A 12,646-nucleotide genomic window follows, 5' to 3' on the forward strand; every position below is an offset into this window, starting at 1 on the left:
GATTTTAGATCTTATCAATCATCAGGGCCAAAAAGACCACCAATTGATAAACTAGAGAAGCTAGCATTAGCTGTCTTGCTGCTTTTGCTGTGGTTTGCTTAAACAAACGGATAGCAAAATAGAGGAAGAACAACCCCATGAAAAACATAATGCCAGCGGCAATATAGCCAGAAATGCCCAGACTAACGGGTGCCCAACTCATTGCAATAAGGCAAAGCACATAAAATGCTGCTTGAAGTGCTGTCTCTTTTGTCCGGCCATCTTTTTGGCTAGAGGGCAAGAGATAGAAACCGCCTTCTGCATAATCCTTATAAGCCACCCAAGCAATAGCCCAAAAATGAGGAAATTGCCAGAGAAACTGTAGGCTAAACAGAAAGAAAGCCGCCAATCCCAGCTCGCCAGTTGCAGCCACCCAACCAATAGCCATAGGAAGTGCTCCGGGCACGGCTCCTACCCAAACGGCTACGGGAGAGATTCGTTTTAATGGCGTGTAGATAAAGGCATAACTCACCAAAGAAACAGAGCCTAAGAAAGCTGTCATAGGATTAAAGAAGGCCAAAGCCAACAAACCCACAGCAGCCGTAATACCAGCAAAAAGAACAGCCTCCCAGCTTTCCATTCGACCAGCAGGAAGAGGACGGTTTTGCGTCCGCTTCATCTTTCGGTCTGTATCTTTTTCCAACACCTGATTTAAGGTATTGGCCGATGCAGTTACGAGAAAGCCTCCTAGGCCTAGGAGCAGAAAGTGATAAACATTAAAACTCTCTGTTCCTAGGTAGTAGGCTGTACATGCTGAAAATACTACCGATAGTGCCAACCTAGCCTTGGCTAGAGCCATATAGTTTTTCCACTTCTGGCCCAAAAGACTGCCACTAACGGTAGTACTGTTATTCGTATTCAAAATATCAATCTTGATTTAGAATAGATCATTATCAGGAAGACTAATGTCCTCCGTCTACTTCACCCTCTGCTAGAGGCTCATTCTGCATTACGAATTCACGATCTTCGTAACGGCTGATGTCATAAGGCCAGCGGTGAACTTCAGGGATAGGTCCATCCCAGTTTCCGTGACCGGGGTTGATAGGAACAGTCCACTCTAGTGTAGTTGCCCCCCAAGGGTTTTGTTCTGTTTGCTTTCTTCCTCTATAGATAGAGTAGAAGAAGTTAATGATAAACAGAATCTGTAGGAAGAAGGCAACAATCGCGGCGATAGTAATCACCTGGTTCATCGTATCAAACTGGTTGAAGGCCTGGAAAGTGTCGAAAGAGTAGTAACGACGAGGAATACCAGCCATCCCTTGATAGTGCATAGGACCAAATACGGCATAAGCAGTAATCAAAGTACCCCAGTAGTGAATTTGTCCCAAGGTTTCGTTCATATAACGTCCAAACATCGTAGGGAACCAGTGGTAGATTCCAGAGAACATACCAAAGAAAGCGGCTACACCCATTACGGTGTGGAAGTGAGCAACTACGAAGTAAGTATCGTGCTGTTGCATATCAATTGTGGCGTTACCCAAGAAGATACCGGTCAAACCACCAGAGATAAAGAGCGATACAAAACCAATAGAGAACAATGAAGCTGAGTTATAGCGCATGTTACCCCCCCATACCGTTGCAATCCAGTTAAATACTTTTACCGCTGAAGGTACAGCAATAATCAAAGTAAAGAGTACAAAGATATTAGAGATGAAAGGATTCAATCCACTAACATACATATGGTGAGCCCATACTAGGAATGAAAGTACACCAATACCTAGGATAGAGAAAACCATAGCCTTGTAACCAAAGATCGGCTTACGAGCGTGTACAGAAAGTACCTCTGAAACCAATCCCATCGCAGGCAAGATAATGATATATACCTCAGGGTGACCCAAGAACCAGAACAAGTGCTGGTACAAAATAGCGTTACCCCCTACTCTATCTGTCAATGCTTCACCAGCTACATAGATTTCATCTAGGAAGAAGCTAGTACCGAGCATACGGTCCATCATCAACATAAAGAAACCAGAAGTAACAACAGGGAAAGAAAGTAGACCCAAAACAGCAGTGAGCAAGAAAGCCCAAATCGTCAAAGGCATACGGAACATAGTCATTCCCTTAGTACGCATGTTCAAGATTGTAGAGATATAGTTGATACCTCCCAAAAGCGTAGAGACTACAAAGAAAACAAGCGCCAACAACCAAAGCGTCATACCCGCTTTAGATCCGTCAGATGCCTGTGGTAGTGCACTAAGCGGAGGATAGGCTACCCATCCCCCAGAGAAGGGACCTGTATTCAAGAACAAAGAGATAAACATAATTACACCAGCCAAAAAGAAGAACCAGTAAGAAAGCATGTTCATCAGTGGCGAAGCCATATCTCGGGCTCCAATCTGCAATGGAATAAGTAAGTTCGAGAACGTACCCGATAATCCAGCAGTAAGTACAAAAAATACAATGATGGTACCGTGCATGGTCACCAAAGCATAGTAAAAGTCAGGGCTCAAAGTTCCTTTTCCAGAAGCGGGATCTACATCGATCCAGCCCCCGAGCAAGGGTTGTAGCCAAGACAAGTCTGCATCAGGAAAACCCAATTGCAAACGGAAAATAACAGACATCGCAGCCCCAATGACGGCCCAAAACATCCCCGTGATCAAAAACTGTTTTGCAATGGTCTTGTGGTCCATGCTAAACAAATAACGATCAATAAAAGACGATTGGTACTTATCACCGTGATGGTGATCATCATGGCCGTGTCCGTGCCCGTCTCCACCCTGTGGAGCGTGCAGTTCCTTTTCTGTGATATTGATATCAGCCATAAGAAGGTAATTTATAAAATAGTGAACAAGTGTTTTTAAAACTAAGAAGGCTGCTCTTCAGATACTGTGTCCGTAGTCACAGAATCAATAACAGGGGCCTCAATAGGCTCAGGCTGAGCCAAAACGCTCATCGTTGCGGCTTTAGCATCAGCAGCTGCTTTTTTAGCGGCATCTACATCCAAAGTAGTACGAGCAATTTTCAAAGCGGCCAATACTTTAGCCTCTGCTTCTTCCATTTTGCTCAAGCTAGCGCCAGCAGCGGCAGCCATTGCTTCTTGCAAGCTAGCCAATTCTGCTTTAACGATCTCTTTTTGCGCCAATAGTTGTTCAAACTCAAGCTGTCCTTTTGCTACATCCTTAAACGGATCTTTATCTGTACCACGAACATTGTTCAAGTAATGAGAAGTGGCCTCGATACCGTCAAACCATTCGGCATATTCCTCTTCAGTAACTACCTTAAGTACACGGCGCATAGAGTAGTGACCACGGCCACAAAGCTCTGCACAAGCCAATTCGTACTCAAAAGCTTCCCAACGTTTCTTATCGGGGTTCTGCTTATCAGGAATGTTCCAATGCTCATAGTTCTTATAACGATTACGCATAGAGTCAGAAGTAACAACAGGCGTAAAGACAAAATAAGTAGGCATACCAGGTACAGCATCCATTTTTACACGGAACTGAGGAAGGTAGAAGTTGTGCAATACGTCTCTAGAATTGATCCGCACACGCACCTTCTTACCTACAGGCAAAACGATTTCACTAGGATGGAAATCATCAATGTTTTTCTTATCCGTCCAGTCCTGACCCAATGGGTTAGTCCCGTCAATTTTTGTAAAATGCTTTGTTCCTAGCTTTTGGTCACGGCCAGGATAACGGAGCAACCAAGCAAACTGCATCCCAGTTGCCTCAATCTCCATATAATCCTCTCCAGCTACTTCCTCAGGAGTAACATCCGCCATGATTTCGTTCCAAGCCTGCAAACCACTCACCACCAAAAAGGTCATGATAATAGCAGGTACAAGCATCCAGATCATCTCCAAACGATCATCATGTGCCCAGTACTTGGCCCGACGGCCCTTCTGCCCTCTAAACCTCCATGCAAAGAAGAAAAGCGCAAACTGACAACCAAAAAATACAATAGACGTAAAGAACAAAGTCGTATTAAATACGCTATCTACCGTAGGACCATGCAACGACGCCGCCGTATTCGGTCCCCAACCCAACAAATAAGGGATGTAATAAATAAACGATACAATACAAGTAAGGAGAAAGCCAATCATGAAGACCATTCCTAGCCCTGCATGAAAGTTGTTTCGTTCAAACTCCTCCGCCTTTTCACCTCTTACTACAGAGGCTAGTTCGCGCGCTCTAGCGATCTGTACGATAAAGACAGCAGCGAGAACGATGATAATGAGTAGAAGCCAAGTCATGTTCTATAGGTTTTTCTGCAGCTAACAGCTGCCAATAATATTATTTACTTCGCAAATATAACAAAAGAGGCCAAAAGATTGATTAACGCCCCTCGCAAAGAACTAATCTTTAGAATCTTTTTAAATTGTTAAAAAGTCTAAAAATCGGGAACTTTTTTTCTTGCCAATCTAAGACTATTTTGGGGCCTCCGCAGCAAGCTGCGGCGCTGCCTTTCGCAGCTCGCAAGTCTGCTCGGCCCTTCGGCGCTTGCAGCGCCTCGGTCTGCGGCTTCGCCGCCCTGCTCCAGTCGCTAGGCCTGCGGCGCTCCGCGCCTGCAAAACCGTTTAATTGGACCAAAGCGGCCCGGCCATCAGCCGCGAAGCGGCTTAACGGCCTAGCGCTGTGAAAGGGGGCGGCATAGCCGCCGACCCAGGGCGGCCTTGGCCGCCCGCAGGGCCGAGCAGAACTGCGAGCCCTGAAACATAGCGGCGGGCGCTAGCCCGCAGGCCCCAAATTATCAGTATCCTAGAGATCGTACCAAACGTGGTGATGCTTACTTTCGTCTACATAAGGATCGTTCTTAGGCATCAAAGAGGCACCAGACAATACTTGGAAAGTAACAAATAGGAACAAGCCCAAAAAGCCAATCATTGTTCCTAGCTCTAGAAGGCCAGGAAAGTGAATTCCCATTACAAATTGAGTGGGGTGCTCGGCATGAGCTTCTTCTGTATGCGCCTCTTCTCCATGAGCAGTAGCGTGCGCGTCTTCTGTATCATGAGCATGCGTTTCGGCAGGAGCAGTAGTTTCGGCAGCAGTAGCAGAATCATTTTCTGTAGTTGCTGGAGCCTCTTCTGTATGTCCTTCCTCGCCATGAGCATCATCGCCATGCTGAGGGTTAGCCGTAAGTACAGCCTTAGGAGCTTGGTTGAGGTGAAGTAGATCACCATGAGCATCATGCCCTTCTTCGCCATGTCCATGATCATCGCCATGACCGTGGCCAGCATGTTGAGCATGCTCCCAGTTGTGCCAAACACCAGGCTTAATCATTTGGAAATAATCTACCCAGTGGCCTAGCAAAACGATCACTGCAACAAGGGCCAAAGTACCTTTAGCGCGCTTAGAATTGTTCATCATGAGGATGAAGAAAGGCAGGATAAAGTTGAGTAGGATATTGAGGTAGAAAACAGCGGGAAACTGATCGAAACGAAGGTCGAAGTATTGAGTTTCTTCCCCGTTATTTGCATACCAAATGAGGAGGAACTGCGAGAACCAAAGGTAGGTCCAGAATACGCTAAATCCGAAGATATACTTACCGAGGTCATGCGTGTGCTCCTTAGTGAAGTACTGCATATGGCCGCGGCTCTGCAAGAAAAGGATGAGCAAAAATATGATACAAATTGCGCTTACCCAAACACTTACAGTAGCATACCAAGCGAAGAGCGTACTATACCAGTGAACATCTACAGACATTACCCACTGCCAGATAGCATAAGCGCTAGAGAAACCAGCGATGGGCAAGAAAATAGCTGACCACATGTGAATTTTTTCATAGTTCACCTTGCGCAAAGAGCGATCGCCATCTTGTTCTAGAGACAATCTGCGGATCATCATAGCGAAAAGTGTCCATACCCCAAGCACCACCAAAGTGAGTACATAATTGAAGGGGTTAAGGAAAGCAGACTTATGCACGACCAGGTGATCTTCTACTAGAGCGGTTTCATCGCTCCAGAGATAAAGGTAGTCAGTTCCTTCAGCGTCCATATAAACGCCTAGGGCAATAAGTCCAAAAAAGATGAGGCCAACAGGCATGAACATCATCATGGCCTCGGGCACTCGTTTAAAAATAGTTTGCCATCCGCCCCAGGCTACTACGTGAGTAGACAAAAAGAAAAGCGAAGCGAAAGCGATACCGGTAAAGAAGGCTGTATTATGGAGCAAGTTGGTCCAGAAGCGGACATGTCCATAGTCGCCATCCGTAAAGTAAGTAACCCCAAGGCTAATTGCTCCGATGAGAGTCATGATCGCGGTGATCATTTTTAGTTTCCCATCAAAGACAAACTGAGGGTTATCCTGAATTGCGTGGTTGTGATGCGCACCCATTAGTTATCAGTTTCTATAGGTTTAGTCAATAGTTTTGATTCAATCTGAAGTTAGTCATCACTAACCCTTATTTGTTTTCTTCTTCAGTGGCTGCTGCTTCGGCCTCAGTTTCTTCGGCTTCGGGAGTAGCTACTTTATTTTGGCCATTAGCGGTAGGCAAGTCATATTTTTCGGCTTGCAAGCTACGGATATAGTGGATCACCATCCAGCGCTCATCATGGCTTAGTTTATCGGCATGAGAAAGCATAACCCCTTTACCGTGCATAATGGCGTGATAGTAGCGGCCATCGGTAGCATTTTTGAGGTCATCTGTCATGTAGTTGGCGGGGGCGTTGGGGTAGGGTCCATCGCCGCTATTCCATAGTTGGCCGTTTCCGTCGCCTTTTTCACCATGGCAAGAAGCGCAGTATACTACATAAAGCTCCTCTCCTTTGGCCAAGATTTTCTTGAGGTCTTCCTCATTTTTGGCTTTGAGGGGGTTTTCTGTAATTGCCTTCATGGCTTCATTGCGTCCTGCCTCTGTATTATCAAAAGCATAGACGGGAAAAGTAAACTCAGAAGCGCCGCCGGGCGTAGTAGCTGTTGCATTAAAGGGTACAGTACCGGCAACAGGTTTGCGAGGTTTGGCAAATTCCTGATACTCTTCTTCAGAAGAGTGCGTATTAAAGCGGTAGTACGTATTTACGTTTGCTTCATAGGCAATAGAGTGGCCCATATCGGGCATATACTCATAACCAGCAAACTCACCTCCAGACTTGCCACAGCTTCCGAGGAAGAAAGCTGAAAGGGCAATAGCTGCGAAGAAGTATAGATTAGGTAATTTCATGTCAATCACGTATAGAAGGGTGAGATGAAGTTATTAGATATTTTTGATCTTGGGTTGCTCGCAGGCACCAGTGCTAAGGAGTTTAGCTTCTAGGGCTTGGCGTTGTTCCTCAGACATATTGGTCACATCAAAGGCGATACAGAAATGGTCATCGGTAATACGAGGATCGAGGTAAGGGTTAGTTACGCCGGGGCCGAGGCCACAAACCAAGTAAAAAGTGATTACCATTCCGACAGCAGCCATGAGTACAGTAAACTCAAAAGTGATCGGAATAAAAGAGGGCGCAGAGAAATAAGGCTTACCACCAAAAATGATGGGCCAATCTCTAGTAAGCGTCCAAGTCATAAATCCAAAGGCGGTCAAGGCACCAAAGAGGCCATAAACAAAACCTGCAATATGCAAGCGCGATTCTTTAAGGCCCAAAACGGGGTCTAGACCGTGCACGGGAAAGGGAGTAAAAACATCCCAGATCTCGTTCCCTTCTTCACGGATATCTCTAACAGCGTCCATCAGCACTTCTTCATCTGTGTATAGACCGTAGAGGATAGTTTTATTCAACTGTTTCATCAGCTTTATTTTGGTCTGCCCCCTTTTTGGGGGCAGTAGGTCATTCAAAGGTTAAAGGATTAGGCTTCGCTGCTTAGTTCTTCAGCAGTTTCATGTTGGTGCATGTTTTCACCACAATACTGATCACCAGAGCTCTTCAAGATAGATTTCACCTCGGCGATAGCTACAACAGGAGCGACACGCATGAAAATGAGGTAAAGTACGCCAAAGAGGCCAAAAGTGAAGAGGTATACCCCAACCTCTACCCAAGAAGGAGAGTAGTAGCTCCAGCTAGAAGGCAAGAAGTCACGGTGTAGAGTTGTTGCGATAATAACGAAACGCTCAAACCACATCCCGATATTCACTACAATAGAAAGGATGAAAGTAACCAAAACGCTTCGGCGCATGCGCTTCACCCAGAAAAACTGAGGCGTGATTACGTTACAAGTCATCATAGCGAAGTAAGACCACCAGTAAGGACCTAATGCACGGTTATAGAAAGCAAACTGCTCATAAATATAACCAGAGTACCAAGCGATGAAAAGCTCAGTCAAGTAAGCTACACCTACAATTGAACCTGTCAAAACAATTACTTTATTCATAGACTCAATGTGCTGAAGCGTGATATAGTCTTTCAGCTGAGGCAAAGCAATTGAAGTAAGGATCATTAGTGTTTGTACCATCGCAAAACCAGAGAAGATCGCACCCGCTACAAAGTAGGGAGGAAAAATCGTGGTATGCCATCCAGGTACAACAGAGGTAGCAAAGTCAAAAGATACAATGGTGTGTACAGAAAGTACAAGAGGAGTAGCTAGTCCAGAAAGAACCAAAGCCATAGCCTCCCAACGTTGCCAGTGCTTGGCAGAACCAGTCCAACCAAAAGAGGCAAAGTTATAGATACGCTTACGGAAGCCCTTGGCACGGTCGCGAATAGTAGCGAAGTCAGGAATCAATCCCATGTACCAGAACAAAAGCGATACAGTAAAGTAAGTAGAGATAGCGAATACATCCCAAAGTAGTGGCGAGTTGAAGTTTACCCACAAAGGACCACGTGTGTTAGGATAAGGGAAAACGAAGAAGGCCAACCAAATACGTCCCATGTGAATACCTGGGAAGAGCGCCGCACAAATTACGGCAAAAATGGTCATCGCCTCTGCCGCACGGTTTACCCCCGTACGCCATTTTTGGCGGAAAAGTAACAAGATGGCCGAGATAAGTGTACCGGCGTGACCGATACCTACCCACCATACAAAGTTGGTAATATCCCAACCCCAACCTACAGTACGGTTAAGGTACCAGCTACCAATCCCAAACCAGATGGTAACAAACAAGGCCAAACCACCAAAGGCGAGTAGCCCCAAAGCGCCCAACAAGAGCATTACCCATTTACCATTGGGCAACTCCTCCGTTGGGGAACAGATATCCTCAGTAATCTGATGATATGTCTTATTGCCCATTACTAATGGTGGGCGAATATCTGATACAACTGAGCTCATAAGAGTTTGATTTTATGATAATAGACGATTCTTTATTCTAAAATTAAGCGAAGTTCACATCTGTATTCTGCACCTTCATCAAGTAGGTGACAGCAGAACGAACGTTTACTTCTTCCAAGGCGAGGTAACCACGAGCAGATTCCATCCAAGCAACTACTTGGCTATCTTTGTCATTACGGTCTCCAAAAGAAATAGCTCCAGTTCCACAAGCCGTTTGGCAGGCTACTTTTGCATCACCATCCATAAGACGGCGTCCTTCTACTTTTGCAGTCAATTTAGCCTCTTGCAAACGTTGTACACAGAAGCTACACTTCTCAATAACACCTCTTGAGCGAACAGTCACATCAGGGTTGAGGACCATACGAGTAAGGTTATCTGTCATGTAAGTGTAGTACTCATCGTTCTCCATTCCGCGGTTCATGTCTACTTCGTTCAAAGCAAATGTATCGGCAGAAGTGTAGTCCAACCAGTTGAAACGACGTACTTTGTAAGGACAGTTGTTAGCACAGTAACGAGTACCAATACAACGGTTGTAAGTCATCTGGTTCAAACCTTCAGAACTGTGGTTGGTTGCAGCTACAGGACAAACGTTCTCACAAGGGGCGTTATCACAGTGCTGACACATCATAGGCATATAAGCCGTATTGGGTGTCTCTTCATCGCCATAGTAGTAGCGGTCAATACGCAACCAAGTCATTTCGTGTGCCTTAGAGACCTCAAACTTACCAACAACAGGAACGTTGTTTTCGGCCATACAGGCTACAGTACAAGCACCACAACCTGTACAGGCATTCAAGTCAATAGCCATAGCCCACCAGTGTCCAGTACCATAGACCTCATTTCTATCAGGATAAAGGCCTTTTTCATTCAAGTGCTGATAGCTCTTACGCTTAGCGTGTAATTCTTTAAGACCAGATTCAAGATCTTGAGCTGAAGATTGGAAGAATACCGAGCGGTTGGTTAGTGAACCTTGGAAACCACGGTGGCCCAATACCTGCTCATCCACATTAAAGGGCTTGCCAGTAGACTCATCTACGATAGTTTTTCCAGATTCATCCTTAGAGGTTAAACCGTAAGTATGGTGCATTTGCACACAGGCAAACTGCGAGTCGCGGCCTACCTTAGTAGGAGCACTTACGCTAGCAGAGCTATAGGTAAAGTTTTTACACTCGGGGAAGAGGTTCTTACCGACTAGGCTACCCGCTTTTCCAGCTTTTGTGCGACCATAACCCAATGCAATTGCAATTGTATTAGGATGTTGGCCAAACTGACGAATAACAGGCAATTGGTAAGTATTTTCACCAATTTTAATCTCAGCTATATCACCGTCCTTTAGATTACCATAAGGGGTTGTATAATCATTATCACCATCCCATTTAATTGGAATTGCAATAAAGTTGTCCCAAGTGGTGCGCATAACAGGGTCTGGCATCTCTTGCAACCAAGGGTTGTTAGCGTATTCTCCAGATCCAAGAGTTACAGTTTCGTAAAAAACGACTTCTAAAGCATCGCTGCTCTTCTCAGACAAGCTAGACAAAGCAGATTGAGCAATGCTCAAAGCGCCACTACTTGCTACAGGAGCAACTTCTTCTACAGTTTCTTCTTTTTCGCTAGGAGTAGGCACTGCAGTTACTGTAGTTTCTTCTCCTTCTTTGGCTTCTTCTACAGGAGCAGCAGCTACAGTCGCCTTAATACCAGGAGCGGCATCGGGGTTAGAGAGCTTCAACATACCGTCATGCAGTACATTGGTCCAGAAAGAAGCTTTGGTCATAAAGCGGTTCTGAGCAGCAAACAACTCGCTGGTCCAGAATGCTTTGATATATTCAAAATAAGGCTGTTCGCCTTTCATGGCTTTATTGGCCCAAGTCAATAGTGTCTGACCTGCAGCACGTGTTTTGAACAAGGGGTTAATTGTGGGTTGTACAAGATAGTACTCTCCTTGTTTGGGGTTAGCATCGCCCCAAGCTTCTAGGTAATGATGATCTGGAGCTACATATTGGCAAAGAGATGCAGTTTCGTCAAGAGAACGATTGAAAGAAACTGTAAATTTCTTAGCTTCTGTCAATTTTTTCAAAGCTGTAGCAAACTTAGCAGCCAAAGCAGGCAAATCATAAGCGGGGTTAGCGCCCATTACGATCACTGCATCATAGTTACCCAAGTTGTTCACCAAGTTTTTGATGCTAGTATCATTTCCTTTGCGTTGCTTAGAGTAACCGCTCCAGATGATCGTTTTGCCATAGGCACCCAACATCTCATTGATCCCGTTAACTACTTTTTGGATGTTCACATCATTGATTCCGCAAACCACCAAAGCACCAGTTTTAGCCGCAGCAACCAATTTTTTGGCCGTGCTCTTAATGGCTTTATTGGCTTTGGCCCAGCTAAACTTAGCAGAAGCCGCTCCGCCAGAGTTGCCCGTTAGTGCAGCGACTTCATTATAAAGTGCTTTAACGGCCATAGCTTGCTCAGAAGGCTTAATCAATACACGGTGATCAGCATTAGATCCTGTAACAGACATATGCGCTTCAAATTGAATGTGCACACTCATGTCCTCAGCTACCGTAGATGCAATCTTTCCATCTGTTTCTTCAAACTTCTTCATAGAGAAGTTTTGTTTGCGACTTTTAACATAATCGACAGCATACTCTGTAGGAGATATCCAGGTTCCCAAGAAGTCACAATCAATACCAACAATACATTTGGCTTGCTCAAAACGGTAGTTAGGAATAGCAGATTTACCATACATCTCCTTATTCGCTTCTAGCAAAGCAGAAGAAGAAAAAGGATCGTATTGGATATGCTCAGCTCCAGCATAAGTTGCTTTGAAGTCAGCAATGGCGCGCTCCAAAGAAGGGCTGAGTACAGTATGAGAAACGATAGCTACTTTAGAAGCAGCAGACAAAGCTTTTTTAGCCTCTTTATCCAAGGCAGTCCAGCTCATTTCTTCGTACTTATCGCCAGCTACCTTTCCGGCAGACTTGATGCGATTTGTATCATATAGATCCAAAACAGAAGCTTGTGTGCGAGCACAAGTTCCGCCTTGAGTGAAGGCATTAGGATGCCCTTCAATTTTAATTGGACGACCCTCTCTAGTTTTTACTAGAACGGGTACACAGTCTCCACCATTAAGAAAGGTAGAGGCATAATAGGTAGCCACACCAGGAACAATTTCCTCGGGCTTCACCAAATAAGGAATGGCCCGTTTTACGGGGATTTCACAGCTAGCCAAAGTAGCTGCACCCAATCCAAAACCTACGTATTTCAAAAAATCACGACGACTAGGGCCCTCGCCCTCCGTCTGCTCTTCCGATGCAGGAAACTCATTTTGCTGTGCTTTGATAAACTCAGCATCTTGGGTCAAATCTTCTACACTAACCCAAACCTTGTTAGTATTCTCCTGTTTGCTCATATCGCTTGAAGATAAAATATGTTGTACGGGATTGCTCCCAGAATTTTGCTAATTAGTA

The 12,646-nt window shown here is 45.1% G+C and carries 8 protein-coding genes; all 8 read right to left on the reverse strand.

Features of this window, described 5'->3' with window-relative positions; translation table 11 throughout:
• Positions 1–4: 4 nt before the first annotated feature.
• Complete coding sequence (cyoE, locus tag SGRA_RS06755; protein ID WP_041329532.1) at positions 5–901, reverse strand: heme o synthase; 897 nt, start codon at positions 899–901, stop codon at positions 5–7.
• Positions 902–941: 40 nt separating this feature from the next.
• Complete coding sequence (locus tag SGRA_RS06760; protein ID WP_015691879.1) at positions 942–2,801, reverse strand: cytochrome c oxidase subunit I; 1,860 nt, start codon at positions 2,799–2,801, stop codon at positions 942–944.
• A gap of 41 nt (positions 2,802–2,842) precedes the next feature.
• On the reverse strand, positions 2,843–4,231 hold the full coding sequence (locus SGRA_RS06765) for a cytochrome c oxidase subunit II (protein WP_015691880.1): 1,389 nt from the start codon (positions 4,229–4,231) through the stop codon (positions 2,843–2,845).
• A 505-nt stretch (positions 4,232–4,736) separates the two neighbouring features.
• Entirely contained in the window at positions 4,737–6,311 is a 1,575-nt protein-coding gene (locus SGRA_RS06770) for a hypothetical protein (RefSeq protein ID WP_041329533.1), read from the reverse strand.
• A 67-nt stretch (positions 6,312–6,378) separates the two neighbouring features.
• Positions 6,379–7,137 carry a c-type cytochrome gene (locus SGRA_RS06775; protein WP_015691882.1) on the reverse strand — a complete coding sequence of 253 codons (759 nt, stop codon included), beginning with the start codon at positions 7,135–7,137 and terminating at the stop codon, positions 6,379–6,381.
• A 33-nt stretch (positions 7,138–7,170) separates the two neighbouring features.
• Positions 7,171–7,704, reverse strand: a complete 534-nt coding sequence (locus SGRA_RS06780; protein ID WP_015691883.1) for a DUF3341 domain-containing protein — start codon at positions 7,702–7,704, stop codon at positions 7,171–7,173.
• A gap of 59 nt (positions 7,705–7,763) precedes the next feature.
• Positions 7,764–9,179, reverse strand: coding sequence for an NrfD/PsrC family molybdoenzyme membrane anchor subunit (nrfD, locus tag SGRA_RS06785; protein ID WP_015691884.1), 1,416 nt, complete (start codon positions 9,177–9,179; stop codon positions 7,764–7,766).
• A 43-nt stretch (positions 9,180–9,222) separates the two neighbouring features.
• Positions 9,223–12,588: a TAT-variant-translocated molybdopterin oxidoreductase gene (locus SGRA_RS06790; RefSeq protein ID WP_015691885.1), complete on the reverse strand. Its 3,366-nt coding sequence runs from the start codon at positions 12,586–12,588 to the stop codon at positions 9,223–9,225.
• Positions 12,589–12,646: the final 58 nt, after the last annotated feature.

The organism is Saprospira grandis str. Lewin (assembly GCF_000250635.1).
GTDB lineage: Bacteria > Bacteroidota > Bacteroidia > Chitinophagales > Saprospiraceae > Saprospira > Saprospira grandis.